This is a genomic window from Niallia sp. XMNu-256, assembly GCF_036670015.1.
Classification (GTDB): domain Bacteria; phylum Bacillota; class Bacilli; order Bacillales; family Cytobacillaceae; genus Bacillus_BD.
Map to the genome: position 1 here is coordinate 297644 of NZ_CP137636.1, position 26430 is coordinate 324073.

Annotated in this window: 25 protein-coding genes, 8 tRNA genes and 1 pseudogene; 27 read left to right on the plus strand and 7 right to left on the minus strand. The window is 38.4% G+C overall.

The window, feature by feature from the left end; translation table 11 throughout:
* Positions 1-331: 331 nt before the first annotated feature.
* The 3 genes from R4Z10_RS01525 to R4Z10_RS01535 all read left to right on the plus strand — a co-directional run bounded on the left by R4Z10_RS01525 (position 332) and on the right by R4Z10_RS01535 (position 4079).
* Positions 332-1804, plus strand: a complete 1473-nt coding sequence (locus R4Z10_RS01525) for a DEAD/DEAH box helicase (protein WP_338471486.1) — start codon at positions 332-334, stop codon at positions 1802-1804.
* 366 nt (positions 1805-2170) lie between these two features.
* The gene (locus R4Z10_RS01530) at positions 2171-2653 is read left to right on the plus strand and encodes a PH domain-containing protein (protein WP_338471487.1); all 483 of its coding nucleotides are present in this window, start codon (positions 2171-2173) and stop codon (positions 2651-2653) included.
* Positions 2646-4079 (plus strand): PH domain-containing protein, encoded by a 1434-nt coding sequence (locus R4Z10_RS01535; protein WP_338471488.1) that lies wholly within the window; start codon positions 2646-2648, stop codon positions 4077-4079. The genes R4Z10_RS01530 and R4Z10_RS01535 overlap by 8 nt, the downstream gene beginning before the upstream one ends.
* 26 nt (positions 4080-4105) lie before the next feature.
* Here the strand turns inward: R4Z10_RS01535 and R4Z10_RS01540 are convergent, their stop codons facing one another.
* Positions 4106-4696, minus strand: coding sequence for a rhomboid family intramembrane serine protease (locus R4Z10_RS01540; RefSeq protein ID WP_338471489.1), 591 nt, complete (start codon positions 4694-4696; stop codon positions 4106-4108).
* 341 nt (positions 4697-5037) lie between these two features.
* Between R4Z10_RS01540 and acpS the strand changes: the two genes are divergently transcribed.
* From acpS to R4Z10_RS01570, 6 genes are all read left to right on the plus strand, one after another.
* The gene (gene acpS, locus R4Z10_RS01545) at positions 5038-5388 is read left to right on the plus strand and encodes a holo-ACP synthase (protein WP_338471490.1); all 351 of its coding nucleotides are present in this window, start codon (positions 5038-5040) and stop codon (positions 5386-5388) included.
* A 138-nt stretch (positions 5389-5526) separates the two neighbouring features.
* Entirely contained in the window at positions 5527-6537 is a 1011-nt protein-coding gene (locus R4Z10_RS01550; protein ID WP_338471491.1) for an outer membrane lipoprotein carrier protein LolA, read from the plus strand.
* 167 nt (positions 6538-6704) lie between these two features.
* Positions 6705-7862, plus strand: a complete 1158-nt coding sequence (gene alr, locus R4Z10_RS01555; RefSeq protein ID WP_338471492.1) for an alanine racemase — start codon at positions 6705-6707, stop codon at positions 7860-7862.
* A gap of 271 nt (positions 7863-8133) precedes the next feature.
* Positions 8134-8415: a YlcI/YnfO family protein gene (locus tag R4Z10_RS01560; protein WP_338471493.1), complete on the plus strand. Its 282-nt coding sequence runs from the start codon at positions 8134-8136 to the stop codon at positions 8413-8415.
* A gap of 4 nt (positions 8416-8419) precedes the next feature.
* Positions 8420-8770, plus strand: a complete 351-nt coding sequence (gene ndoA, locus R4Z10_RS01565) for a type II toxin-antitoxin system endoribonuclease NdoA (protein WP_019156408.1) — start codon at positions 8420-8422, stop codon at positions 8768-8770.
* Between the two features lie 1363 nt (positions 8771-10133).
* On the plus strand, positions 10134-12311 hold the full coding sequence (locus tag R4Z10_RS01570) for a Tex family protein (RefSeq protein ID WP_338471494.1): 2178 nt from the start codon (positions 10134-10136) through the stop codon (positions 12309-12311).
* A gap of 51 nt (positions 12312-12362) precedes the next feature.
* Here R4Z10_RS01570 and cmpA read toward each other — a convergent pair whose 3' ends face one another.
* Positions 12363-12479, minus strand: coding sequence for a cortex morphogenetic protein CmpA (gene cmpA, locus R4Z10_RS01575; protein ID WP_338471495.1), 117 nt, complete (start codon positions 12477-12479; stop codon positions 12363-12365).
* Between the two features lie 103 nt (positions 12480-12582).
* Here cmpA and R4Z10_RS01580 point away from each other — a divergent pair, with 103 nt between their 5' ends.
* The 14 genes from R4Z10_RS01580 (at position 12583) to tsaD (ending at position 18978) form a co-directional block, all read left to right on the plus strand.
* Complete coding sequence (locus R4Z10_RS01580; protein WP_338471496.1) at positions 12583-13059, plus strand: SprT family protein; 477 nt, start codon at positions 12583-12585, stop codon at positions 13057-13059.
* A gap of 200 nt (positions 13060-13259) precedes the next feature.
* A tRNA-Asn gene (locus R4Z10_RS01585) sits at positions 13260-13334 on the plus strand.
* A gap of 3 nt (positions 13335-13337) precedes the next feature.
* Positions 13338-13428 (plus strand) — tRNA-Ser (locus tag R4Z10_RS01590).
* Between the two features lie 11 nt (positions 13429-13439).
* Positions 13440-13511 (plus strand) — tRNA-Glu (locus R4Z10_RS01595).
* A 143-nt stretch (positions 13512-13654) separates the two neighbouring features.
* Positions 13655-13731, plus strand: a tRNA-Asp gene (locus R4Z10_RS01600).
* 14 nt (positions 13732-13745) lie between these two features.
* Positions 13746-13820, plus strand: a tRNA-Gln gene (locus tag R4Z10_RS01605).
* Positions 13821-13929: 109 nt separating this feature from the next.
* Positions 13930-14012 (plus strand) — tRNA-Leu (locus R4Z10_RS01610).
* A 48-nt stretch (positions 14013-14060) separates the two neighbouring features.
* Positions 14061-14134, plus strand: a tRNA-Gly gene (locus R4Z10_RS01615).
* Positions 14135-14149: 15 nt separating this feature from the next.
* Positions 14150-14223 (plus strand) — tRNA-Met (locus tag R4Z10_RS01620).
* Between the two features lie 211 nt (positions 14224-14434).
* On the plus strand, positions 14435-16228 hold the full coding sequence (locus R4Z10_RS01625; protein ID WP_338471497.1) for a DUF4153 domain-containing protein: 1794 nt from the start codon (positions 14435-14437) through the stop codon (positions 16226-16228).
* Between the two features lie 104 nt (positions 16229-16332).
* Positions 16333-16785: a tRNA (adenosine(37)-N6)-threonylcarbamoyltransferase complex ATPase subunit type 1 TsaE gene (tsaE, locus tag R4Z10_RS01630; RefSeq protein WP_338471498.1), complete on the plus strand. Its 453-nt coding sequence runs from the start codon at positions 16333-16335 to the stop codon at positions 16783-16785.
* A complete protein-coding gene (gene tsaB / locus R4Z10_RS01635) occupies positions 16782-17483 on the plus strand; it encodes a tRNA (adenosine(37)-N6)-threonylcarbamoyltransferase complex dimerization subunit type 1 TsaB (RefSeq protein ID WP_338471499.1) in 702 nt (233 codons plus the stop codon). The genes tsaE and tsaB overlap by 4 nt, the downstream gene beginning before the upstream one ends.
* 17 nt (positions 17484-17500) lie before the next feature.
* On the plus strand, positions 17501-17950 hold the full coding sequence (gene rimI, locus R4Z10_RS01640) for a ribosomal protein S18-alanine N-acetyltransferase (protein WP_338473138.1): 450 nt from the start codon (positions 17501-17503) through the stop codon (positions 17948-17950).
* Entirely contained in the window at positions 17950-18978 is a 1029-nt protein-coding gene (gene tsaD / locus R4Z10_RS01645; RefSeq protein WP_338471500.1) for a tRNA (adenosine(37)-N6)-threonylcarbamoyltransferase complex transferase subunit TsaD, read from the plus strand. The genes rimI and tsaD overlap by 1 nt, the downstream gene beginning before the upstream one ends.
* Positions 18979-19339: 361 nt before the next feature.
* Here tsaD and R4Z10_RS01650 read toward each other — a convergent pair whose 3' ends face one another.
* The gene (locus R4Z10_RS01650; RefSeq protein ID WP_338471501.1) at positions 19340-19534 is read right to left on the minus strand and encodes a hypothetical protein; all 195 of its coding nucleotides are present in this window, start codon (positions 19532-19534) and stop codon (positions 19340-19342) included.
* A gap of 54 nt (positions 19535-19588) precedes the next feature.
* Positions 19589-21514 (minus strand): ABC-F family ATP-binding cassette domain-containing protein, encoded by a 1926-nt coding sequence (locus tag R4Z10_RS01655; protein ID WP_338471502.1) that lies wholly within the window; start codon positions 21512-21514, stop codon positions 19589-19591.
* Positions 21515-21695: 181 nt separating this feature from the next.
* Here R4Z10_RS01655 and moaC point away from each other — a divergent pair, with 181 nt between their 5' ends.
* Positions 21696-22190 carry a cyclic pyranopterin monophosphate synthase MoaC gene (gene moaC, locus R4Z10_RS01660; protein ID WP_338471503.1) on the plus strand — a complete coding sequence of 165 codons (495 nt, stop codon included), beginning with the start codon at positions 21696-21698 and terminating at the stop codon, positions 22188-22190.
* Between the two features lie 26 nt (positions 22191-22216).
* Positions 22217-22882, plus strand: a complete 666-nt coding sequence (locus R4Z10_RS01665; protein WP_338471504.1) for a redox-sensing transcriptional repressor Rex — start codon at positions 22217-22219, stop codon at positions 22880-22882.
* 16 nt (positions 22883-22898) lie between these two features.
* On the opposite strand, the gene R4Z10_RS01670 is transcribed toward R4Z10_RS01665, so the two are convergent.
* Positions 22899-23105 (minus strand): YdiK family protein, encoded by a 207-nt coding sequence (locus R4Z10_RS01670; RefSeq protein WP_338471505.1) that lies wholly within the window; start codon positions 23103-23105, stop codon positions 22899-22901.
* Positions 23106-23143: 38 nt separating this feature from the next.
* Positions 23144-23821 (minus strand): type II CAAX endopeptidase family protein, encoded by a 678-nt coding sequence (locus tag R4Z10_RS01675; RefSeq protein WP_338471506.1) that lies wholly within the window; start codon positions 23819-23821, stop codon positions 23144-23146.
* Positions 23822-24065: 244 nt separating this feature from the next.
* Here R4Z10_RS01675 and groES point away from each other — a divergent pair, with 244 nt between their 5' ends.
* Both groES and groL read left to right on the plus strand, forming a co-directional pair.
* Complete coding sequence (gene groES, locus R4Z10_RS01680) at positions 24066-24347, plus strand: co-chaperone GroES (RefSeq protein WP_338471507.1); 282 nt, start codon at positions 24066-24068, stop codon at positions 24345-24347.
* 50 nt (positions 24348-24397) lie between these two features.
* Positions 24398-26026 carry a chaperonin GroEL gene (gene groL / locus R4Z10_RS01685; RefSeq protein ID WP_338471508.1) on the plus strand — a complete coding sequence of 543 codons (1629 nt, stop codon included), beginning with the start codon at positions 24398-24400 and terminating at the stop codon, positions 26024-26026.
* A gap of 114 nt (positions 26027-26140) precedes the next feature.
* Here the strand turns inward: groL and R4Z10_RS01690 are convergent.
* A pseudogene (locus R4Z10_RS01690) lies at positions 26141-26293 on the minus strand (site-specific integrase); the annotation flags it as partial.
* Positions 26294-26430 lie beyond the last annotated feature (137 nt).

The following is a 26430-nucleotide window of genomic DNA, read 5'->3' on the forward strand; positions in this document are numbered from 1 at the left end:
AAGTTTGATGTCTCAAACTGGACCTTTTATAGACTTCGTTTCTAGGGGACAGTTTCTTTCGTATTGTTGCAAATACGTGAAAATACTGTTAAAATTAACCTCAAAGTGCCAATGAGAATTTCTTTCGATCCAGACATACTCCAATTGGAGAATGTCTTTTTCACTTTTTACGTCTATTATTAGCGTTTGAGATTTTTTAGAGAAAACTTCAAGAAGGTTTGTACTACAATTTACAACTTTGTCTAGCATTTGGCGCATGCGTTTTTATATAGGCTCGGGAGAAATGTTCTAGCCACTTTTACATTGTAACAATTAAAGGAGATTGGATAATTTGAAGAAGTTTGAAGAACTAGGTATAAGTCCAGCCACATTAAAGTCATTAAAGCGAATGGGTTTCGAAGAAGCGACCCCGATTCAAGCAGAGACGATTCCACTAGGGTTGGGAAATAAGGACTTAATCGGTCAGGCACAAACAGGAACGGGAAAAACGACCGCATTCGGCGTACCAATGATTGATAAGATCGACTACACCAAGGATATCATTCAAGGGATTATTATTGCACCAACGAGAGAACTTGCGATTCAAGTATCAGAAGAGTTGTATAAAATCGGTTACGGAAAGAGAGCAAGGGTGTTATCCATTTATGGAGGGCAGGATATTAATCGTCAAATTCGTGCACTAAAACGACCTCCTCATATCATTGTAGGAACGCCTGGTCGTCTCCTAGACCATATTAACCGAAATACACTTCGACTGGACCATGTGAAAATGGTTGTTTTAGATGAAGCCGATGAAATGTTAAATATGGGATTCATTGAAGATATTGAAGCGATTTTAGCTAAAGTACCTGAGGAACACCAAACCTTACTTTTCTCAGCAACTATGCCAGGACCGATACAACGAATTGCTGAACGATTTATGAAAGACCCACAAGTTATTCGTGTAAAAGCGAAGGAAATGACGGTTTCATTAATTGATCAATATTATATTGAAATCCAAGAAAAAGGGAAATTTGATGTACTCACAAGACTACTTGATATTCAATCCCCTGAACTTGCGATTATTTTCGGGCGGACAAAACGTAGAGTCGATGAGCTTTCAGAGGCATTGAATTTACGCGGGTACAACGCAGAGGGAATTCATGGAGATTTAACTCAAGCGAAGAGAATGTCGGTTTTAAGAAAGTTTAAAGAAGGTTCAATAGATGTATTAGTGGCAACAGATGTGGCTGCACGTGGATTAGACATTTCTGGAGTAACACATGTATATAACTTTGATATTCCGCAGGATCCTGAGAGCTATGTTCACCGAATTGGACGTACAGGACGCGCTGGGAAGGCAGGTGTAGCGATTACTCTGATTACACCTCGTGAAAAGTCTTACTTACATGTGGTAGAAAAAACGACAAGAAAGAAAATGGAGCGGATGGAGCCGCCAACTTTAGATGAAGCATTAGAAGGACAACAAAAGGCTGTAATGGAGAAAATAGCTCAAACGATCGAGTCCAATAATCTCCAATACTACAAACAAGCAGCAAATGAAATGCTAGAAGATCATGATGCAACATCAATCGTAGCAGCTGTCTTAAAATTATTGACGAAGGAACCTGATACAACACCTGTACAACTTACGGAAGAAAGACCACTTCCAATGAAACGGGATCGCAAATATGATGATCGTAACAAGCGCGGGTATGACTCGTATAAAGGAAAGAGGGCCCCTATGAAATCTCGTCAAGGCCATAGCAACAATAAACGATCCCATAACACACAATATAAGTCAAAATCAAATAGCTACCGCTAATAACTATAGTATATCACTGTAATAGTGGTATACTTTTTTTGTAATGTATAGATAATTGAAATAAATTTAGAATTATCAGGCTTTAACGGGCAGGAAGACCTCCAACTTCAAGGTTCTGAGTAAAATAAAAGAAGATAGGTGGAGGCAACTGCCTGTAAAGCCCCGGAAGTTAATCTGCTACTCCACAAGAGGGAGGGTCCTCACAGGCTAAATACGCCTACGGCAATGACTGCGTGACCAGCTTGCTGTTGGCCTAAAGCTTTCCATCAGTGGGGGATGAAAGAAAACGGAACCCCCCAGTGGATAGAAGTTTCACTTTATTACGTAAGAAACAATAACGTTAAAAAATAGACTAAGGAGGATGTTATGTTACCTCAACCACCACAAAATAGGATTTCAAAAAGGGCTTTACCTGTTTGGCGAATAACAGGAACGATTATTACTTTATTTTTGCTAATATTATTAGCTGGCTTCATTTTCTTAAGTAACTTATTTAATTGGCCAATTTGGATTAGTATTACCGCTATTATATTATTCCTTCTATTTGCTTATATTGACATCTATCTAGTACCAAAATTACGATGGAAACATTGGCGGTACGAAGTTCGTGAGCAGGAGATAGAAATTCAAAGTGGCATTTTTGTTATCAAACGTACGCTTGTCCCAATGGTTCGTGTACAGCATGTTGATACAGAGCAAGGGCCGCTTTTACGAAAATATAATCTGGCCACTGTTACAATTTCGACCGCAGCCACGGTTCATGGAATTCCTGCAATAGATGTTGAAGAAGCTGAAGAGATGCGTCATGCGATTTCGAGGCTGGCAAGGGTGGCTGAAGAGGATGTCTGAGCCAAGGAGACTTCACCCTGTCGCTGCTGTGATTAGTTTCTTGAAGAGTTTGAAGGAGGCAATTTTACCACTTGTTCTCGTACTCTTTTTTGGAGGCAATGGTTCTGGATTTGGGATTTGGCAGGTATTGGCTTTCACCGTTTTTATTTCAGTCGCATTAATCGGTGGGATTTTATCATGGTTGCGCTTTACATACCGAGTAGAAGAAGGCGAACTAAGAATTGAATCTGGATTGTTTGTCAAAAAGAAACGCTACATTCCGTTTGAACGAATTCAAAGCATCGATTTTTCAGAAGGGCTTTTACAACAAGCCTTTGGACTAGTAAAGGTAAAGATTGAAACAGCGGGTTCAAGTAGTCCTGCGGAGCCAGAAGCGGTTCTAACGGCAATTAAAAAGTCGGAAGCCTTGGCAATACAAGAGGTTCTAACTTCAATTAAATATAGTGACAAAGCCGAGTTGACTGAAGAGGAGCCAATAGAACAGGAGATCATTTATAAAATGACACCTGCTCAATTGGTTTTACTTTCATCGACCTCTGGTGGAGCAGGAGTCGTCATTTCCGGTGCAATTGCTTTTATTTTGCAATTTGATGAACTGATCCCATTTGATTTCGTTGTAAAGGAATTTCAAGGACTGATTGCAAATGGGGTTGTTTTTATTAGCATGATCGTTTTCCTTGTCTTATTATTTGCTTGGATTGTTGCGGTTATTGGGACAATGTTCAAGTATGCAGGATATACGGTAAAGAAAGTGGAGAATGATTTAATCATTACAAGAGGTCTGTTAGAAAAGCGTCAATTGACGGTCCCGCTTAATCGGGTCCAAGGAATCATGATCAGTGAAAATGTCGTCAGGCAGCCGTTTGGACTTTGCTCGGTTTTCTTGGAGAGTGCGGGTGGGTCATTAGAGAAGGACGCTACGGCAAAGGCGTTGCTGCTTCCGATCATTAGAAAAAAAGAAGCGGCAAATTTATTATCACGATTATTAGACGATTATCATTTTACTCCTGAAATGGCACGGGCACCAAAAAGAGCATTAAGGAGATATTTATTTAGAGGATTAATTTTTCCGGTGTTGATTATTGTTGTCTCACTCATCTTTTTTAGGCCCTGGGGTTATTTATCCCTATTTATCATTCCACTTGCTTTGTCTTGGTCCTATTTAAAGTATAAAGATGCAGGCTGGAATGTACAGGGACATCAATTGACCCTTATGTTTCGAGGAATTGTGAAAAATACAATTTTTATGAAAAAGAATAAAATCCAATCGTTATCGATTCAAAATAGTTATTTTCAAGAAAAACAAGCATTGGCAACTGTTGATGCTTCGATTATTTCAGGGATCGGGGGATCTGGTGGAACGGTCGTTGATCTTGAAAGAGAAGATGTTCAAGCGATTTACCAGTGGTATAAGTATAACGAATAGTTTGATCATAAAAAAAGAGGCTTGGATTAGCCTCTTTTTCTTAATGTAAGTGCACCAATGAGGAATCCTGAAATAAATCCAAACAAGTGGGCGATCACATTGATATTTGACTGAAGGAACGTCATGATAATACTAATGACAGCAATTGTTACAATCAGTTGTCTATTATTACTTGTGAGAAGTTGTTTACGAAACACGGTGATGCTAAGATACATACCAAATAAACCAAAGATGGCCCCACTAGCACCGACATGGATGTAAGTAATGGGCTCAATTAATAATGTAGCTATATTGGCTGAAATACCGGTAATGAGATAAACAGCAGAGAACCTAAATTTGCCGAGAATTCGCTCCAATCCGGGCCCGAATAAAATTAACGAGAAGCTGTTAAAAAGAAGATGGGTAAATCCACTATGAACAAAAATGGGAGAAATCAGTCGCCACCATTCACCAGCCCAAATATATAAATTAACACCGGCCAGCTGGTCAAACCAGAACGAATGGGAGAAGAACGGCAAAGATGCTAGTAAAAATAGAATGACTTGAACGGCAATTATAATGGAAACAACGGGATAATAGCGAATAAACTCTTGGAAACTTTCCGTTCTAGTAAACATAAATTCCTCCTGTTTCTTATGGTAAACCAATCATACCATAGACAAATTATCAGTGACTACAAATGTAATACGACCTTTATACATAACTATGGAAAAGACAGATACAAGTATGTCTAAATTTTTAACAGGCTTAATGGACAGTAAGACACCCCTCTTCAAGATTCTATGGAATATAATAGAAGATAGGTGGGGGATCAACCACTCGTAAAGCCCCTGAAATTGAACAGACTAAATTGTCTGCGGCAACATCTGTTTGAACAAGCTGCAGGCCTCGGCTTTCCATCAGTAGGCATAGAAAATTCCTGCTGATGGAAGTTCACTTACATGAAAGGGTGATGAACATGATTACGGGAATAGGACTTGATATCGTTGAGTTGAACCGGATTAACAAAGTCTCTGAAAGACATCAAAAATTTGTAGACCGGATTTTAACTGCAAAAGAGAAAGAAAAATATGAACGTCTCACTCAACAACGGAAAATTGAATTTTTAGCAGGGAGATTTGCTGCTAAAGAAGCCTTTTCCAAGGCAATGGGGACAGGGATTGGAGAAGAACTTTCTTTCCTAGATATAGAAATTGAAAATGATGAGCGAGGGAAACCAATCGTAGTGAAACCAATCAAACATGGAGTTCACCTATCCATTACCCATAGCTCCGAATATGCAGCAGCACAAGTGATTATAGAAAGTTAAAAGCCAACCTGAAATAACCGTGAATGAGCTCGTCATATTCTCCAAGTTTGTCTCATATATTCATTAATGCATAGGAGAGATAGAAGCTAATTGCTTATCTTTCAGTCTACATGAAATGAGACAAAAGGGGTTGAAGGAATGAGGAAAAGGTTATTCATGTTGATGATAGGGATGATCGCGATCCTTGTATTATCTGCTTGTGGTCCAAAATCGCAAGGAGATGTTGTAAGTGAACTTGATAAAAAGCAACAGGAATTATCAGGTTATAAGGTGAAAGCAAAGATGACTCTTCAAATGGGAACAGATCCCCATGAATATGACGTGGAGATTTGGCATAAAGATCCCGAATTTTACCGAGTAAATCTTCAAAATACGTCAAAAGAACAAAATCAAATGATTCTTCGCAATGAAGAAGGTGTCTTTGTTTTAACGCCTGCACTAAATAAAAGCTTTAAATTCCAAAGTGATTGGCCACAAAATAGCAGCCAAGCTTATTTATATGAATCTCTAATTAAGGATATTGTGGATGACAAAGAAGCTAAGTTCAAAGAGACGAAAGAACATTATGTTTTTGAAACAAAAACTCGTTATCAAAACAATAAAATGCTCCCATATCAAGAAATAACGTTGAATAAGAAAGATTTATCTCCTGTATCGGTTAAAGTAATGGATTCTGACCGAAATTCGCTCGTAACGGTAGATTTTTCGGACATGGACTTTAAGGCTACATTTGAAAAAAATGACTTTAATATGCAAAAAAATATGACAGGGGCTACTCTAGATAAAACGGTGATGGCTGATGTGAAAGACAAAGACTTCTCAGTCCTTTATCCTGAAGAAATCCAAGGTGCATCACTAGTCGGAGAAAAAGCAGTAGAAACGGAAGAGGGCAAACGTGTTGTTTTAACATATGAAGGGGAAAAGTCCTTTACTCTCGTTCAAGAAAAAGAAACCGTAATGCCTGCTACAGCTGGCCCAACTTATATAACAGGAGAGATTGTAGACCTTGGCTTTACATTAGGAGCTCAAACGGAAAATAGTTTGACTTGGACTGTAGATGGGGTGGAGTTCATGATAGCTTCTAATGACTTATCTCCTCAGGAAATGGTCGAGATTGCCCGAACGGTTCAAGCAGAGCCCGTTAAATAAATACCACTCACTATGAACAGACTCTTATTAAAGGGTCTGTTTTTTTACGATATCAGCCCTAAGATGAATTTCAATAAGCCCTTATAATTTGATTGACAACCTAAAACAAACATTTGATAATCGAATTAAGTAGACTTTTGTCAATTGAAGGGAGGGTTTCATGGAGGATGGAATTGCAGCCATTTTATAGAGATACATGGGTAGAAGTAAATCTAGATCATATCGCTTATCATGTACAATCATTAAAACAAATCTTGCCTGAGGATGTAAAAATTTTTGCGGTTGTGAAAGCGAATGGATACGGCCATGGAGATGTACAAGTAGCACGTACGGCAATACATGCAGGAGCGAACTTTTTAGCAGTGGCAACATTAGATGAAGCTGTTGCGCTTCGTCACAAGGGAATAACTGTTCCAGTATTAGTGCTAGGAGCGACACGACCACAAGATGCCCCTTTAGCAGCGAAACTAAATTTAACGTTAACCGTTTTTCAGCTCGAATGGCTAGTCCAAGCAAATGAAATGCTAAACAATGAGAAGCGTTTACGTGTCCATTTAAAAATTGACACGGGTATGGGAAGAATTGGCGTTAAGACAGCGCAAGAAATCAACGAAATCGAAGCATATATAAATGGGCATCAGGCATTTTATTTAGAGGGAACATTTACTCACTTTGCACAAGCTGATTCGTTAGACAAGTCCTATTATGACCAGCAATTATCTGATTTTAAAAGGTTATTAGAAAGTTTTAGGCAACTACCTGAGATTATTCATTGTAGTAACTCAGCCGCATCTCTTCGCTTTCCAGAAGGCCACTTTAATGCGGTTCGATTTGGAATTTCGATGTATGGATTATCCCCTTCTTTAGAAATCGAACAAGAACTACCTTTTCCACTAAAAGAAGCACTATCGCTTAAAACGAGATTAACGCATGTGAAACTCATCCATAAAGGCGAAAAAGTAGGATATGGCTCGACTTATGAAGCGAGTGGTGATGAATGGATTGGGACTTTGCCAATTGGTTATGCAGATGGGTGGATACGGAAATTACAAGGTCAAGAGGTTTTGGTAGAAGGACATAGAACCCCGATTGTTGGTCGTGTTTGTATGGACCAAACAACGATCAAACTACCAACTTCACTACCTGTTGGTACAGAGGTAACCCTTATCGGCTCACAGGGATCCGAACTTATCTCCGTGAATGAGATTGCTCAAAAATTAGAAACAATTAATTATGAAGTAACATGTATGGTATCAAATCGAGTTCCGCGCGTATATATACAAGGTGGGAAAATTGTGGAAGTCTCAAACGGGTTGATTTCTTAATCATTTTTTTATAAAGTTATCATGGCAATCAGTTATTAAAAAGATTAAACGATGTTCCAAAAAGTAGTACTCAAAACTATTATTAAAGAGGACAAAAGGAAAAATTAAACATTTTTACCATGAATCAGGCGTATGTATGCATAAAAGATGTTTTTTTTGGACGATAATAACTGGGAGTGACTAATTAAACTTTCCATTGAAGACAAATAATGATATTATTAAAAATGGTAGATAGTGAATTGGTGTGTATTGATGGTGGAGGTGTGCAATTGTGTCTGAATCAAGTATCACGACAGAGATAATGGTAAAATTACCGCAACATCTATTAAGTGAATTAGACGGATTTGTAAAACAGGAAAATGTAAATCGTAGTGAATTTATTTATCAAGCTACAAAAGCGTACCTGCGTGAACGGAAAAAAAGACAAATTCGCGAATCTATGAGACGGGGCTATATGGAAATGGCCAAAATAAATTTGACGATTGCATCTGAAGCATTTCAAGCAGAATATGAGGCAGAACATACTATTGAACGTCAAGTAAGCGGGGGATAATCCTTTGATTGTCAAGCGTGGAGACGTTTATTTTGCGGACCTATCCCCAGTAGTTGGTTCTGAACAAGGCGGGGTGCGCCCTGTACTCGTCATTCAGAATGATATTGGGAATCGCTTTAGTCCCACAGTAATTATAGCAGCGATCACAGCACAGATACAAAAAGCTAAGCTGCCTACTCATGTTGAAATTGATGCGAAACGTTATGGTTTTGAAAGGGATTCGGTCATTTTACTTGAACAAATTCGAACCATAGATAAGCAACGCTTAACAGACAAAATCACCCATCTCGATGATGAAATGATGGAAAAGGTAGATGAGGCACTGCAAATCAGCCTAGGTCTTATTGAATTTTAATAATCAGTGAAAACGTCCACTAATTAAACTAGGAGGACGTTTTTTATTTTTTCAATAAGCTTCCGGGTTAGAGCAGATTGAAAAAAGGTTGTGGAGTCTGAAGCAGGCATGAGTTCGGACAAGAGGCTGTAGGAAAAAGGTTTTTGAGTCCGAATGAGGTGCGTGTTCGGACAAGAGGCTGAGGAAAAAAGGTTTTTGAGTCCGAATGAGGCATGGATACGGACAAGAGTCTGTAGCCAAAAGGATTTGGAGTCCGAATAAGGCATGGATTCGGACAAGAGTCTGTGGGAAAAAGGCTTTTGAATCCGAATGAGGCGTGGATACGGACAAGAAGCCGAAGACGAAAGGATTTGGAGTCCGAATAAGGCATGGATACGGACAAAAAGCTGTAGGAAAAAGGTTTTGGAGTCCGAATGAGGCGTGGGTTCGGACAAGAAGCCGTAGCCAAAAGGTTTTAAAGTCAGAATGAGGCATGGATTCGGACAGTAGACCGTAGACGAAAGGTTTTGGAGTCAGAATGAGGCATGGATACGGACAAGAATCTGTTGAAAAAAGATTTGGAGTCCGAATGAGGCGTGGTTTCGGACAGGAAGCCGAAGACGAAAGGATTTGGAGTCCGAATAAGGCATGGATACGGACAAGAAGCTGTAGGAAAAAGGTTTTTGAGTCCGAATGAGGTATGGATACGGACAAGAGTCTGTAGCCAAAAGGATTTGGAGTCCGAATGAGGCATGGATACGGACAGGAGGCTGAGGGAAAAAGGTTTTGGCGTCCGAATGAGGCATGAGTTCGGACAAGAGGCTGTAGGAAAAAGGTTTTTGAGTCCGAATGAGGTGCGTGTTCGGACAAGAGTCTGTAGCCAAAAGGTTTTTGAGTCCGAATGAGGCGTGGGTTCGGACAGGAAGCTGTAGATAAAGAGTTTTGGAGTCCGAATGAGGCTGGGTTTCGGACAGGAGTCCGTAGATAAAGGGTTTTGGAGTCCGAATGAGGCATGGATACGGACAAGAAGCTGTAGGAAAAAGATTTTTGAGTCCGAATGAGGCATGGATACGGACAGGAGGCTGAGGGAAAAAGGCTTTTAAGTCCGGATGAGGCGTGGTTTCGGACAGGAAGCTGTAGATAAAGAGTTTTTGAGTCCGAATGAGGCGTGGTTTCGGACAAGAGTCTGTAGCCAAAAGGATTTGGAGTCCGAATAAGGCATGGATTCGGACAAGAAGCCTTAGAAAAAAGGTTTTAAAGTCCGAAACAGATACAAGTTCTGAAATTGGGGAAACAATCTATTTCTTTTCTTAACAAGCAATTAGGCATAACGGAAATGAATTTGTTAAAATAAACAATAAACATACCATTGGAGGCTGTTTCATTGGAAAAAACAATCGATAAGCAAGATGCCATGTTTCAATTGATCGCATCGGAACAATCAATCAACATAAAACAAGTGAAAAATGTGATTTCGATGCTTGAGGAAGGCAACACAGTTCCTTTTATTGCCCGTTATCGTAAAGAACAAACAGGCTCATTAGATGAAGTGCAGATTCGTGACATCATGGAAAGAGCTCAATACATAAAAAACCTCGAACAGCGGAAGGAAGAAGTGATCCGTCTGATCGAAGAACAAGGAAAATTAACACCTGAATTACAACAAAGCATCACAAAGGCTGTAAAGTTACAAGAAGTTGAGGACTTGTACCGACCTTACAAGCAAAAGAGACGTACAAAAGCAACGGTGGCTAAAGAAAAAGGATTAGAACCATTTGCGAACTGGCTATTAACCTTTCCAAAACAAGGTTCATTAGATGATGAAGCTAGTGAGTATTTGTCTGAAGAAAAAGGAGTAACGAGTATAGAGGATGTTATTGCAGGTGCTAAGGATATCATCGCAGAAATGGTTTCTGATGAAGCAGAAGGACGTAAATGGATTCGACGAGAAACACACGCAAAAGGGGTCATAGAGTCATCCGTAAAAGACGCTGAAAAAGATGAGAAAAAAGTCTATGAAATGTATTATGAATATGAAGAGCCTGTAAGCAAAATCGTTCCACATCGAATTCTTGCTTTGAATCGAGGAGAAAAAGAAGAGATCCTTCGTGTTAATATTAAAGCAAATGTAGAATTCATTCTTCAATATTTAGATAAAAAATGGATAAGAGATCAAAACTCGTATGCTGCACCTATTGTAAAAGAAGCGATTGAAGATGGCTATAAACGTCTTATTCAGCCATCTATTGAAAGGGATATACGGCATGAACTGACTGAAAAGGGTGAGGAGCAGGCGATTCATATCTTTTCAGAGAACTTAAGAAATCTACTGCTTCAACCTCCGTTAAAAGGGAAGGTTGTATTAGGTGTAGACCCTGCTTATCGGACAGGCTGTAAGTTAGCAGCGATTGATGAAACGGGAAAAGTATTAGACATTGGTGTTATTTATCCACATCCACCTGTATCAAAAAGGGACGATGCAATGAAACAGTTTATCAATATGCTCAATCAATACAAGGTTGAAATGGTGGCCATTGGAAATGGTACTGCATCGAGGGAAACTGAACAATTTGTAGCGGATATTCTAAAGGAATTATCAAAAGAAATTTATTACTTAATTGTAAATGAGGCGGGCGCTAGTGTTTACTCAGCTTCTGAAATTGCAAGAGAAGAGTTTCCTGATTATCAAGTTGAGGAAAGAAGTGCCGTATCCATCGCTCGTCGTCTTCAAGATCCACTTGCTGAGCTTGTTAAGATTGACCCAAAATCAGTAGGGGTAGGTCAATATCAGCATGATGTTTCGCAAAAACGATTATCGGAATCTCTAACATTTGTTGTTGAAACAGCCGTGAACCAAGTAGGAGTGAATGTAAATACAGCATCACCATCCCTTTTACAATATGTATCTGGTCTTTCAAAAACGGTGGCTAATAACATTGTTAAGAAAAGAGAAGAGGAAGGCAAATTTACATCAAGAACTCAACTGAAGAAGATCCCGCGTCTTGGGGCTAAAACTTATGAACAAGCCGTCGGATTTCTAAGAGTTATAGATGGAAAGGATCCATTAGACCGTACTGCTATTCACCCGGAAAACTATGATGAAGTAAAAACATTATTAAAGTCACTTGGATTTTCGGCTTCTGATCTAGGTACGGATGCGTTAAAAGAGGCTTTGGCTAAAATCGATATTAATGAGACCGCCGAGCAATTAAATATAGGCGAAATCACGTTAAAAGATATAATTGATGCATTAACAAGACCTGAACGGGATCCTCGTGATGACTTACCTGCACCATTATTGAAAAAGGATGTCCTTCAATTAGAAGATTTGAAAGCAGGAATGGAATTACAGGGAACGGTCCGCAATGTGGTAGACTTTGGAGCTTTTGTTGATGTAGGCGTCAAACAAGATGGGCTTGTTCATATTTCAAAATTAAGCAACAGATTTGTCAAACATCCATTAGACATTGTCTCAGTTGGGGATATTGTAACTGTTTGGGTGGATTCTATTGACACGAATAAGGGCAGAGTGGCATTAACAATGCTTCCCCCTAATCAATAAATCATTGCTGGGTCATTGTCCTATTGTGTGTTGAATAGGACAATGATCTGTTTATTTATTCATGTTGGTTTTCTGATAGAAAAACCAACATTGATTTAACAATTTAACCTGATAGTAATTTTTTTCGTAGAATGCTTTTTGGATTTGGTTTTTTAACCAAGTAGGCATCGTTTTACCTCCTTGATGAAACATCTAAGTAAGTATCTTTATTCTATGCATTAAGGGGTTGTCAAGTTACCAGTAAAATGTAAATAAAGGAGCATAGGGTGAAGTGGATAACGAACAACTACAGAAATTAGTAGAAAAGATATCTCTTGAGGCTTTTGGTAAACCTTTTCAGCATAAAGCCGTATTTAATCCAAGATTAAGAACAACAGGCGGCCGATACTTATTACAATCACATAATATTGAAATGAATAAAAAGTATTTGGATGAGTTAGGAATGGAAGAACTGGTCGGTATTATTAAACATGAACTATGCCATTATCACCTTCACCTTGAAGGAAAGGGATATCAACATCGTGATAGGGACTTTAGGCAATTGTTACAAAAAGTAGGAGCTCCAAGGTTTTGTTCTCCTCTTCCAGCGAATGTAGTAAAAAGGCAGCAAAGAAAGATCCTGACATATATTTGCAAAAGTTGCCATCTCGTTTTCTCTAGAAAAAGAAGAATAGATACAAAGCGATATGTATGTGGACGCTGCCGCGGAAAATTAGAGCTTAAGGCTATTGATCATTCTGGTGTATGATGATATATTCCTTAACGTAAACAAGTAATGAAAAAATAGCACCTTAATGCTTGACTTTATAATAAAGCATAAATATAATAGAAAGAGTCGTAACATGAGAATGGCTTAGACAAGTTTTGTATGCTAGCTCAGTGAAAACTCAGCAAGAAGTTTTTGCAGCCAAAACTATAATCTACTTTTAGGAAGCCATTACTTATTATTCCGCAGTAGCTCAGTGGTAGAGCAATCGGCTGTTAACCGATCGGTCGTAGGTTCGAATCCTACCTGCGGAGCCATTTGGGGAAGTACTCAAGAGGCTGAAGAGGCGCCCCTGCTAAGGGTGTAGGTCGCGCGAGCGGCGCGAGGGTTCAAATCCCTCCTTCTCCGCCATTATTCATAATGGCCCGTTGGTCAAGCGGTTAAGACACCGCCCTTTCACGGCGGTAACACGGGTTCGAATCCCGTACGGGTCATCATAAAAGCGGAAGCGCCTTGCACACCCCCGACAAGCACAAGACGAGCCGGCATTGAAGATTGCTCTTTAATCTTCTTGACGGATTGGCTTGTGACCTCGAGGGGGTAGGCGCTGCAGCTAGACGATAATTTTTTATAGAATGGTCCGGTAGTTCAGTTGGTTAGAATGCCTGCCTGTCACGCAGGAGGTCGCGGGTTCGAGTCCCGTCCGGACCGCCATTATTATTGAATAATGGGCTATAGCCAAGTGGTAAGGCAACGGACTTTGACTCCGTCATTCGTAGGTTCGAATCCTGCTAGCCCAGCCATTTTTTTCTTTATAAGGATTAAATTCTAGAGTATTCCTTATCTCTCTCCATAATTTACCATTGTAATTAAAATAATATCTATGGTAACATATATTATGTCATTGATTATGCGGTCGTGGCGGAATGGCAGACGCGCTAGGTTGAGGGCCTAGTGGGGGCAACCCCGTGGAAGTTCGACTCTTCTCGGCCGCATCAATTAACTACTGATTTTATGACTTAGGAATTTATTTATATCCTTATGCGGGTGTAGTTTAGTGGTAAAACCACAGCCTTCCAAGCTGTTGATGAGGGTTCGATTCCCTTCACCCGCTCCATTAGAATAATATTATCGCGGGGTGGAGCAGTCCGGTAGCTCGTCGGGCTCATAACCCGAAGGTCGCAGGTTCAAATCCTGTCCCCGCAATCACAAAAAGGTGGTTATACCGTTAATGGTATAACCACCTTTTTGTTTTGACTAGTTGAAGCTAGTATGGCTATAGACAAATATATAAATAAGGTGTAATTTAAAATTGAGGGAACCTCTTTTAATCTACACCTTATATTTGTAGATAGTGTTACAGAATGAATATTATAAGAATAATGCTGCATAAAAACAGATGAAAGAAGGGAATGAAATGAAACTCTTACGCTTTTTTAAAGACCGTCTAAGAGGCCTAACGGTTGCTGTAACGCGCTTTCCTCTTACAACCATCTTTCTGATCTTTGCAGTCATGATTAATGCAATGGACATTCAGAGTGATAAAGATCTTTCAAAAATTTTGCTAACACTGATCGTTGGTGTGTTTCTAAGTGCCGTTTCTCAAGTAAGTTATGAACGTTTTTTTATAAAGACGACCATACGCTACATCTTAATGGGAATCGTGCTTATTCTTACAGGTGGGTATTACCTAATTATTATGCCTGCACCAACCTTAGGATTGGAAATGACCATACGGACATCAGTGGCTTTATTTGCCCTCCTTTTCACTTTTATTTGGATTCCTGTAAATAAAAGTAACGGTAGGATTAATTTTAATAACAGCTTCATGATTACCTTTAAGTCTATTTTTAACTCATTGTTTTTCTCCGGTGTACTCTATATTGGATTTGCGATCATTATTACAGCAATTGACCAGCTTATTTTTTCGATCGATTATAAAACGTATTCGCATGCGGCCAATTTGATATTTATCCTATTTACTCCAATGTACTTCCTGTCACTCATTCCGATTTTTCCTGGAAATCAAAATCAAGATCAAGAAAAGGTTAAGCATCAAACGGACAGGATTATTAAACTGTCTAGCCCTCCGAAGTTTTTTGAAATTTTAATATCCTATATTATCATTCCATTGATCGCGGTTTTTACGGTGATATTACTGATCTATATCTTACAAAACATTGGTGGGGAATTTTGGAGAGATAATTTACTAGAACCGATGATTGTAACTTATTCGATTACCGTCATCGTTGTCTACTTATTAGCTAGTGAAATTGAAAATAAATTTACGTTGCTTTTTAGAAAGATTTTACCTAAAATTCTTGTCCCTATTGTTTTGTTTCAAATGATTTCATCGATTCTTAGTTTAAGTGACACAGGCATTACCCATACCCGCTATTATGTAATCTTGTATGGATTGTTTGCAGCCATTGCCGGGGGATGTTTAAGTTTTTTACCTGTTCGACAAAATGGAATTGTAGCGGCTTTGTTGATTCTATTTTCTCTGTTTTCCATTCTTCCGCCTGTTGATGCTTTTACAATAAGCAAATCAAGTCAAATAGAGATAGTGGAAAAGGTTCTAGTTGAAAATAATATGCTGGAAAATTATACGATTCAACCAAATGGAAATATCACCAATGAGGATAAAAAAATCATTACAGGGGCCATGAACTATTTAAGTATGATGGATTATGACAAGGAAATCGAATGGCTGCCAAAGGATTTTAACTTTTATGAAGACTTCTCTGAGACATTTGGGTTTAAAGAGTATTATGGACGGGATGAAAACAATGAATATGTATATGTCAGCCTAGAGCCGAATGTTTCTATACCAATCACCGGCTATGATGTTTTTGTTAACTCGAATATTTACTTTTACCATAATGAAAAGAATACAGATGACAATGTCGTTTCATTTGATAAAAATGGAGAGGCGTATACTCTGATGAAAGAGGGATTAGAAGACCAAGTCATTTATAAAGTATACAACGCAGAAAAAGAAAGAATCATCGAATTTGAAACAAAAGAAATTTTTGATAAGTACTATGACTATCAAACAAGTAAGGAATTCTTGGCAATTGAAGAGGCTACCTTTATGGTGGAAAACGAATATGCTTCTATAAAAGTGATTCCGTATAGTGTAAATATTGATAAAACGAGTGATGCATCAAGTTTTATGATGGAGTTATATGTATTTGTACAAATAAAATAGGTCTAGGGGTTGGGTCAAACCCAACCCCTAATAGTTTCGTTTGTTTTTCTCTTTTATGGGTGCTAATATGAAAAGATATAGTAAGAATATAGGTGATGGGAATAATGGAATTTGAATGGACATCTAATCGTGTAGACGAAACTGTCGATTTTTCCAAACATCTAGCGTCTCTTCTGCAACCAGGAGATGTGATTACATTAGAAGGCGATTTAGGTGCAGGAAAAACTGCTTTTACAAAAGGGTTGGCCCTTGGACTAGGAATAAAGCGAAATGTGAATAGCCCTACTTTTACAATTATCAAAGAATATCAGGGAGCAATGCCTCTTTATCATATGGATGTATATCGTTTAGAAGATTCGTATGAGGACCTAGGCTTTGATGAGTATTTTGAAGGTGACGGTGTGACAGTAGTGGAATGGGCTCATCTAATTGAGGAGCAACTTCCGAAAGAACGATTGAATATTATTATCTATCATGGGGGCGAGGATACCCGTAAATTTGTATTCAAACCGATGGGGAAAAGATATGAGGATTTATGTAAGGAGATTTTTTCATGAATGTGCTAGCTTTAGATACATCAAATTATTCACTCGGGATTGCCCTTGTTAATGAGGATAAAGTAATCGGTGAATATATAACAAATATGAAAAAAAACCATTCAGTACGTGTGATGCCTGGTATAGAACGACTTTTGGATGATTGTGATATGAAACCAGCTGATATAGATAAGATTGTCGTAGCAAAAGGTCCGGGTTCATATACAGGAGTAAGGATTGGTGTAACAATTGCTAAGACATTAGCTTGGACATTGAATATTCCGTTAGTCGGTGTGTCAAGTTTGGAAGTTTTGGCTGCTGGGGTGGGACGGCATTTTGATGGATATGTATCACCTTTGTTTGATGCGCGCCGAGGCCAGATTTATACAGGACTTTATCGTTTTGAAAAGGGAAAAATTCAATCGGTTATGCCCGATCAAATTCTTCTTTCTGTTGAATGGGCCGAACAGTTGCGAGAGCTAGACAAGAAGGTTCTATTTGTTGGGGGAGATATTGACATTCATTTAGATGGCATTCGACAAGCTTTAGGCGATAAGGCTGTTGCAGCAGGGATAACAGAGCATAATCCCCGTCCAGCTGAGTTGGCTTTACTTGGGCGAGACAAACCAGCTGAAGATATTCATGCCTTTGTTCCGAATTATATACGTCTAGCAGAGGCTGAGGCTAAGTGGATCCAATCACAAAAAGAGCGGCAATAGGAATGGAAGAGGTCAGAATGGAATTAACAGTTACATATAGAAGGATGGAGATTGAAGATCTCGATCAAATTATGGTAATTGAACATGAATCATTTACAGTGCCTTGGAGTAAAGAGGCTTTTTTCAATGAACTGACGAAAAATAAGCATGCACTATATACAGTGGCAGTCGTTGAAGAACGAGTAATAGGTTATTGTGGGGTGTGGCTTGTCCTAGATGAAGCACATATAACAAATATTGCAATTCTTCCTGAGTATCGTGGAATGAAAATTGGTGAATCGTTAATGCGGAATGTGATTGAAACAGCGATAGAATATGGGGCTAAAATGATGACACTAGAGGTACGCGTTTCAAATCATATAGGTCAATCACTTTATCGGAAGTTTGGTTTTCAAGCCGGTGGTTTACGGAAAGGCTATTATTCAGATAATCATGAAGATGCATTAGTAATGTGGGTGAACTTTTAATGGAAAAAGATGTACTGATAATGGGAATTGAAACAAGCTGTGATGAAACATCTGTTGCGATTGTGAAAAATGGCAAGGAAATTCTTTCAAATATTGTTTCATCTCAAATTGAGAGTCATAAACGCTTTGGTGGGGTTGTACCTGAAATTGCGTCTCGACATCATGTTGAACAGATTACAATTGTGCTAGAAGAGGCGATGAAAGAGGCGGGGGTTTCTTACAAGGATCTCGATGCGGTGGCTGTAACGGAAGGTCCAGGTCTTGTGGGTGCACTATTAATTGGTGTTAATGCTGCAAAGGCGGTAGCTTTTGCCCATGGTATACCACTTATAGGTGTTCATCATATCGCAGGCCATATTTATGCAAACCGACTAATAAAGGAAATGGAATTTCCCTTATTATCTCTAGTCGTTTCTGGTGGTCATACCGAATTGGTTTATATGAAAGAACATGGTCACTTTGAAGTAATCGGAGAAACGAGGGATGACGCCGCTGGGGAGGCATACGATAAGGTTGCTAGAACGCTGAAGATGCCTTATCCAGGGGGCCCTCATATTGACCGTTTAGCAGCGCTGGGAGAAGCAACTATTGATTTGCCTCGCGCTTGGCTTGAGGAAGGGTCTTATGACTTTAGTTTTAGTGGATTAAAGTCAGCAGTTATCAACACTGTCCACAATGCCGAGCAACGTGGTGAAAAGATTAAACCTGAAGATTTGGCAGCGAGTTTTCAGGCGAGTGTTGTTGAAGTGTTAGTTACGAAAACAATCAAAGCAATTAAGGAATATCCTGTGAAACAAGTACTGCTTGCTGGAGGAGTTGCAGCAAACAAAGGCTTGCGTACGGCCTTAACAGCAGCATTTAATGAGGTAAATGATATCGAATTGATTATTCCTCCATTAAGTTTATGTGGAGATAATGCGGCGATGATTGCTGCAGCAGGAACCGTATTGTTTGAAAAAGGACATCGTGCAAAATTAGCTCTAAATGCAAATCCAGGTCTAGAAATAACATTATATAATGATCAGTAAAGCTCCTATGTCAATAGGAGTTTTTTTCTTGGAAAGAAGGTCATAGGCTTGCGAACTTGTAGTGTGAATTATGTGAAGATTTTGGACTTATCAACAGGTTTTATAGTATAGCCTGTGGAAATGTCAATAACTTCAACAAAATTTGTGGATAACCATAATATTCTGTTGATATTGTGGATAAGATTGTGCATAACTGTGGATTATGTGGAAAAGCGTGTGGAAATCAGGAATGTTAATAAATAAACTGTGAATAAATTTGTGGAAAAGGTATGTGGATAACTTTTATGGTTGGTAGGATTTTTAAAAAAATAAGGCTGTCTTAGAAGGATATGGATCTCCATCAGACAGCCTTAGTGAGCCATTATTTTCCGGCGATTGCTCTAATTCCTTTATAAATAAGATAAAGAGAACAAATTAAAATCGCTAAAACACCAATCGTTTGTGTAACTGGAGCCATGCCAGATAGGAAAGTAAGATTTAATGGGACCTTTATTAATGCATAACCCGCGATAATGCCAGCCGGCATTAAAAGAATGAGACGATCCGTGTTGTTCATCCTCCCTTCTGTATAATATATTACAGAAGGGAAGAAATGAACATAAAGGGAACATTATTCTTCGGACAGCAAAGTCCATTCTTCCATTAAATCCTCAATTTCTTGCTTTGATTTCTCTACTTCTTCATTAATCTCAAGTGACTTTACATGGTCTTGAAATACTTCAGGATCACAAAGAAGTTGTTCATGGTTATCCACAGCTTGTTCGAGTTCTTCAATACGGTTTTCAATCTGTTCGATTCTTCTTTGTCGTTGTCTCTCTAATTTTTTCGCTTCTTTATCTTGTTGATACGTAGTCTTTTCAGAAGTAGAAGGATTGGATGGCTTTTCTGTTTGAGTTGTTTCAAGTGCTAATAATTCTTCTTGCTCCAATTTCTTTTCTACATAATAATCATAATCTCCTAGATATTCGTTCACACCTGTAGCATTTAACTCTACAACACGTGAAGCAATTCGGTTAATAAAGTATCGGTCGTGGGATACGAATAAAATGGTGCCCGGATAATCGATTAGTGCATTTTCAAGAATTTCTTTACTATCAAGATCCAGGTGGTTTGTTGGCTCGTCCAGAATTAATAAGTTAGCCTTTTGCATCATTAATTTCGCTAATGCTAAACGGGCCTTCTCACCGCCGCTTAAAGATGAAACAATTTTTAATACATCATCCCCAGAAAATAAAAAGTTACCGAGAACGGTTCGGATATCTTTTTCGTTTTTCAGCGGATATTCATCCCAAAGCTCCTGAAGAACGGTCTTGTTTGAAGTTAAATCTGCCTGTTGTTGGTCGTAGTAGCCAATGGTTACATTCGTTCCGATCCTAATATCCCCATTTAAAGCAGGGAGCTTTTCTACAATGGTCTTTAATAATGTAGATTTACCCACTCCATTTGGTCCAACAAGTGCGATACTTTCGCTTCTAGTTATTCTGAGGTTGATATCTTTAGAGACAGCTTCGGTACCATAGCCGATCGAAAGGGATTGAATCGTAAGGACCTCATTACCAGATTGTTTTTCAATATCAAAATGAAAAGAGGCTGACTTTTCATCACCTAATGGTCGATCCATTAGCTGCATTCTATCGAGTTGTTTGCGCCGACTTTGTGCCCTCTTTGTTGTTGATGCCCTCGCAAGATTGCGTTGGATAAAGTCTTGTAGCTTTGCGACTTCATCTTGCTGTTTTTCAAAAAGTTTCAGATCTCTTTCATAGTTTACAGCTTTCCTTTCTAAATAAAAGCTGTAGTTGCCAGGATATTTTGTAATTTGGTTTCGTGAAATTTCATAGACACCATTGACGACTTTATCAAGGAAATAACGGTCGTGGGAGACGATTAGAATGGCCCCTTCATAACTTTGTAAGTATTGCTCAAGCCAAGATAATGTCTCAATATCCAAGTGGTTCGTAGGCTCATCGAGAATTAAAATGTCGGGCTTTGATAATAATAATTTACCAAGGGCAAGTCTTGTCTTTTGTCCTCCGCTTAAAGTAGAAATTTTGGTATTATAATCGAAAGTATGGAAGTTTAAACCATGCAGAACCGAGCGGATATCTGCCTCAAATTGGTATCCACCATTGTCTTTAAATTGAACTTGTAGAAGATCATATTCTTTTAGAATTTTTTCGTATTGAGTATGATTTTCTATTAGAACTGGATCCGCCATTTTTTGCTCGAGGGTTCTTAGCGATTTTTCTTGATTTCGTAGATCCTCGAAAACGGAAAGCATTTCGTCCCATATGGATAAGCTTGACTCAAGCCCAGTATCCTGAGCTAAATAGCCAATCTTTACCTCTTTTGGCTTGATCACTTCGCCTGTATCATAGGATAATTGACCAGCCATTATTTTGAGAAGGGTGGATTTTCCCGCTCCATTTCTACCCACGATTGCAATTCGATCACGAGTTTGAACTTCAAGTTTTATATTTGACAAAATGATGTCTGCACCATAATATTTACATAATTGGTTTATTTGCATTAAAATCATGTTCTTTATTCACCTCTATATTAATAGATTAACCGATTCGTGAATTTGCAGCAATATTCAGCGGAACATCCCAGGAATGGAAGTAGTAACTATTTGATTAAAAAAATCTTATTGTGAAATAGAATACAAATTAAAGGACAACTTAAAATAAATAGTGTATCATTTGAGAAGAGGTGAAATTATGGCGGAGTTTACTCATTTTAATAAGCAAGGTAGAGCGAAAATGGTGGATGTAAGTGACAAACCAGAATCATTTCGAACAGCAATGGCCCTATCAAGTATTACCGTCAGTCAAGAAATTTATGATAAAATAACAAATAATCAAATGAAAAAAGGGGATGTATTAGCTGTTGCCCAAGTAGCGGGTGTAATGGCTGCCAAGAAAACATGGGATATTATTCCTATGTGTCATCCTCTATCCTTAACAGGAATTGATATTGACTTTTCATGGGAAAACAACGAGGATGAGTACATCCTTCATATTGAAGCATCTGTGAAAACAAAGGGTAGCACAGGTGTAGAGATGGAAGCCTTAACTGCTGCCTCAGTATGTGCATTAACCGTGTATGACATGTGTAAGGCTATTGATAAAGGGATGATCATCGGAAGAACTTACCTAGCTGAAAAAACCGGTGGTAAAAATGGCGATTTTAAAAGACAAGATAAAATTAAATAAGTAGAGTAGTGGAAAGGGGGGTATTTATGGCAAATGACGCAACGAAAATACCACAAGCAACTGCGAAGAGACTACCATTATACTATCGATTCTTAACTAATTTAGCTGCATCTGGTAAACAAAGGGTCTCATCAGCTGAATTAAGTGAAGCAGTAAAAGTAGATTCAGCTACGATTCGGAGAGACTTTTCTTATTTTGGTGCATTAGGTAAGAAGGGATACGGCTACAACGTTCAATATTTATTAAACTTTTTCAGAAAAACATTGGATCAGGATGAATTGACAAAGGTTGCTCTGATTGGTGTTGGAAATCTGGGCACCGCTTTTTTAAATTATAATTTTATGAAAAATAACAATACTAAGATAGCTATGGGATTCGATGTATCGCCTGATAAAGTTGGAAGATCGATTGGAGATGTGCCGATCTATCATATGGACGATATTGAAAAAGTAATTGAAGAACAGGGAGTAGAGGTTGCCATTTTAACCATTCCTGCACAAGTTGCTCAACCTGTAACTGACCGGTTAGTAGAAGCAAAGATTAGAGCGATCTTAAACTTTACGCCTGCACGATTAACGGTACCTGCTAATGTTCGTGTTCATCATATTGATTTGGCGGTCGAGTTGCAAGCACTTGTCTACTTTTTAAAGCATTATTCATCCGATGTAGAAGAAGTAAAAAATGAAGAATAAAAAAATGAGCCTTATTTTACGGCTCATTTTTTTGTTTTTTCATTCTAAAGTGTGCTCGTATTAGTCGGAAGCCTGAACCAAAGTCAAAGGTTGCTAGAATGACTAATAATATAGAAAAAAATCCCCATTCACCATCCGTATTCACATTTTGAATAGCGAAAAGGGTGAAAATAATTCCAAGGACAACATAAATGATGCCCGAAAACAATGGTGTTTGTCTCAATTTTAATCCCCCAATAATGGTTTCAACCTTGTCCCAATTTACAACTGCCCCATTAAGTTAGGATTAAGTTGCATAATTACTACAATCGTGTTCATTGCAACGTGTGTAAAAATCGGTACAAGAATTTGTTTTGTTTTAACATAAAGAAATGCAAAGGTAAAGCCCATCGCCCCATATAGGATTAAATGTTCTGGCTCCCCATGTGCAAGCGAAAAAATAAGAGAGCTGATTAAAGCAGCTAAAAAGAAATTAAGCTTCTTATATAAAGAACCAAATAAAATCTTTCGGAACACGATTTCTTCCAATATCGGTCCAATGATCGAGGTAATGATAATGACGAGTGGGGCAGCTTGAATTAATCCAACGATTTGTTGGGTGTTTTCAGATCCCATTTCAATTCCAAGCGCCATTTCAATCGTTATTGCAATAGATTGTGCAAAAAAGGCTAGGAAAATTCCGCTAATCCCCCAAAAGATAGATTGAAGTGGTATAACCCCTTGTTCATTTCTTATAGGATGAATTTCTTTTCTTAAATGAAACAAGATGAAAACGAAAGCGATGCTAAAACTTATTAATAACCATGATGTGACTGCACTTCCCGGGCTCATCGAATAGCCAAACATATTACTGAAAAAGAGGAGCAGTGGTGATCCAATGATTCCAGATAAATGCATTCCTATGTAAATAATTAGAATGATTCCGTATTCTCTTTTCAAAATAAAGTTCTCCTTTAATCAAGCACTTCTTTACTATTCTATCAATAAAGGTTGTCGTTATTCAAATTAGAACAATTGGGTTTGAAAGATAAAAAATATGTAAAGAATATTTTTGTGAAAATTTACATCGTCTGACTTGCAAAAAATAACAGAATTGATTAATATAATAATTGTGTTAGCACTCAGTTGTGTCGAGTGCTAATAAAATAAAAAATTACATAAATATTTGAGGAGGTTGTTTCAATTGTTAAAGCCACTAGGTGATCGCATTATCATTGAACCAATTGCATCTGAAGAAAAAACAGCAAGCGGTATTGTTTTACCGGACAGTGCTAAAGAAAAACCGCAAGAAGGTAAAGTTGTAGCTGTAGGAGGCGGCCGTGTACTAGATAATGGTGAGCGCGTTGCTATCGAAGTTTCAGTTGGTGATCGCATTATCTTCTCAAAATATGCTGGTACTGAATTGAAGTATGAAGGTACTGAATATTTAATCGTACGTGAAAATGACATTCTAGCTGTTATTTAATAATGATACTTGGTTTATAGACTATATCAAATTTTAGGAGGTTATTCATTATGGCTAAAGATATTAAGTTTAGTGAAGACGCACGCCGCGCGATGCTACGTGGAGTTGACGCTTTAGCGGACGCAGTAAAAGTAACTCTTGGACCTAAAGGACGCAACGTGGTTCTTGAGAAAAAATTCGGTTCTCCATTAATTACTAACGATGGTGTTACGATTGCTAAAGAAATCGAATTAGAAGATGCTTTCGAAAACATGGGAGCAAAATTAGTAGCAGAAGTAGCTAGTAAAACTAATGACATTGCTGGGGACGGTACTACGACTGCAACAGTTCTAGCTCAAGCGATGATTCGCGAAGGACTTAAGAACGTAACAGCAGGAGCAAACCCAATGGGTATCCGTAGAGGAATGGATAGAGCGATCCAAACAGCTCTTGAAGAATTAAAATCTATTTCTTCACCTATTGAAGGAAAAGAATCTATTGCACAAGTTGCTTCTATCTCTTCAGGTGATACAGCTGTTGGTGAGTTAATCGCTGAAGCTATGGAACGCGTTGGAAACGACGGAGTTATCACAATTGAAGAATCAAAAGGCTTTGCAACAGAATTAGATGTTGTAGAAGGTATGCAATTTGACCGTGGATATGCTTCTCCATACATGGTAACTGATTCTGATAAAATGGAAGCAGTTCTTGATAATCCATACATTTTAATTACTGACAAGAAAATCTCTAGCATTCAAGAAATCTTACCGGTTCTTGAGCAAGTTGTTCAACAAGGTAAGCCATTATTATTAATTGCTGAAGATGTTGAAGGTGAAGCACTTGCTACATTAGTAGTAAACAAACTTCGTGGAACATTCAATGCGGTAGCTGTTAAAGCTCCTGGATTCGGTGATCGTCGTAAAGCGATGCTAGAAGATATTGCTACTTTAACTGGTGGTCAAGTGATCACTGAAGATCTTGGTTTGGATCTTAAATCAGCTTCAATTGAACAATTAGGCCGCGCTGCAAAGGTAGTTGTTTCCAAAGAAAACACTACAATTGTTGAAGGTTCTGGTGACAGTGCACAAATTTCTGCACGTGTAAACCAAATCCGTGTTCAATTAGAAGAAACAACTTCTGAATTTGATCGTGAAAAATTACAAGAACGTCTAGCTAAATTGGCTGGTGGGGTTGCAGTAGTTAAAGTTGGTGCTGCAACTGAAACAGAATTAAAAGAGCGTAAACTTCGTATTGAAGATGCTCTAAACTCTACTCGTGCGGCGGTTGAAGAAGGAATCGTAGCTGGTGGAGGAACTGCTTTAGTAGAAATCTACAAAAAAGTAGCTCAAATTGAAGCAGAAGGTGACGAAGCTACTGGTATTAACATCGTATTACGTGCGATCGAAGAGCCAGTTCGTCAAATTGCTCAAAATGCGGGTCGTGAAGGATCTGTTATCGTTGAGCGCTTAAAGAACGAAAAACCTGGAGTAGGCTTTAACGCTGCTACTGGCGAATGGGTAAACATGGTTGAAGCTGGAATCGTTGACCCAACTAAAGTTACTCGTTCTGCACTTCAAAATGCAGGTTCAGTTGCTGCAATGTTATTAACAACTGAAGCAGTAGTTGCTGACAAGCCTGAAGAAGGCGGAGCAGCTATGCCTGACATGGGCGGAATGGGTGGAATGGGCGGCATGATGTAATAAGCCGCTTTACCCCTTGATATATAAGGGTTTTATGATAGAAGAAAGATAAATGCTCATAATTTTGCTCATAATGAGTGATTAATGTTTATCTTTTAATATAAAACTCTTTTATTAGAGAAGGTCTTTCATCAGTTTACTGAACTGGTGGGAGGCCTTTTCTTCCATATTAGCAGTCATATGAGCATAAATATTCATTGTCGTGTTAATATCTGTATGTCCTAACCGTTGTTGTATTTCTTTTACTCCGACGACCGCTTCTGTAATATTTCTATGGAAGCGGTTATTTTTAATTTTATTTACCCATTAATATTATCTTGGAAAAGGAGTGTCTTATCTCCTTCTTCAAAGATATCGTACTTTTTAATATGCTCCCCATACGTTCCTTTATCTTCTAAATTGAA

What these genes read in the sequence shown, in the direction of transcription:
- tsaD (WP_338471500.1), top strand. Translation starts at nt 17,950, where the DNA reads ATGGAAAAAGATGTACTGATAATGGGAATTGAAACAAGCTGTGATGAA.
- cmpA (WP_338471495.1), bottom strand. Translation starts at nt 12,479, where the DNA reads ATGCCTACTTGGTTAAAAAACCAAATCCAAAAAGCATTCTACGAAAAA.
- acpS (WP_338471490.1), top strand. Translation starts at nt 5,038, where the DNA reads ATGATTACGGGAATAGGACTTGATATCGTTGAGTTGAACCGGATTAAC.
- R4Z10_RS01665 (WP_338471504.1), top strand. Translation starts at nt 22,217, where the DNA reads ATGGCAAATGACGCAACGAAAATACCACAAGCAACTGCGAAGAGACTA.
- rimI (WP_338473138.1), top strand. Translation starts at nt 17,501, where the DNA reads ATGGAATTAACAGTTACATATAGAAGGATGGAGATTGAAGATCTCGAT.
- groL (WP_338471508.1), top strand. Translation starts at nt 24,398, where the DNA reads ATGGCTAAAGATATTAAGTTTAGTGAAGACGCACGCCGCGCGATGCTA.
- R4Z10_RS01530 (WP_338471487.1), top strand. Translation starts at nt 2,171, where the DNA reads ATGTTACCTCAACCACCACAAAATAGGATTTCAAAAAGGGCTTTACCT.
- tsaB (WP_338471499.1), top strand. Translation starts at nt 16,782, where the DNA reads ATGAATGTGCTAGCTTTAGATACATCAAATTATTCACTCGGGATTGCC.
- tsaE (WP_338471498.1), top strand. Translation starts at nt 16,333, where the DNA reads ATGGAATTTGAATGGACATCTAATCGTGTAGACGAAACTGTCGATTTT.
- R4Z10_RS01535 (WP_338471488.1), top strand. Translation starts at nt 2,646, where the DNA reads ATGTCTGAGCCAAGGAGACTTCACCCTGTCGCTGCTGTGATTAGTTTC.
- R4Z10_RS01625 (WP_338471497.1), top strand. Translation starts at nt 14,435, where the DNA reads ATGAAACTCTTACGCTTTTTTAAAGACCGTCTAAGAGGCCTAACGGTT.
- alr (WP_338471492.1), top strand. Translation starts at nt 6,705, where the DNA reads ATGGAATTGCAGCCATTTTATAGAGATACATGGGTAGAAGTAAATCTA.
- R4Z10_RS01650 (WP_338471501.1), bottom strand. Translation starts at nt 19,534, where the DNA reads ATGAACAACACGGATCGTCTCATTCTTTTAATGCCGGCTGGCATTATC.
- moaC (WP_338471503.1), top strand. Translation starts at nt 21,696, where the DNA reads ATGGCGGAGTTTACTCATTTTAATAAGCAAGGTAGAGCGAAAATGGTG.
- R4Z10_RS01550 (WP_338471491.1), top strand. Translation starts at nt 5,527, where the DNA reads ATGAGGAAAAGGTTATTCATGTTGATGATAGGGATGATCGCGATCCTT.
- R4Z10_RS01540 (WP_338471489.1), bottom strand. Translation starts at nt 4,696, where the DNA reads ATGTTTACTAGAACGGAAAGTTTCCAAGAGTTTATTCGCTATTATCCC.
- R4Z10_RS01655 (WP_338471502.1), bottom strand. Translation starts at nt 21,514, where the DNA reads ATGATTTTAATGCAAATAAACCAATTATGTAAATATTATGGTGCAGAC.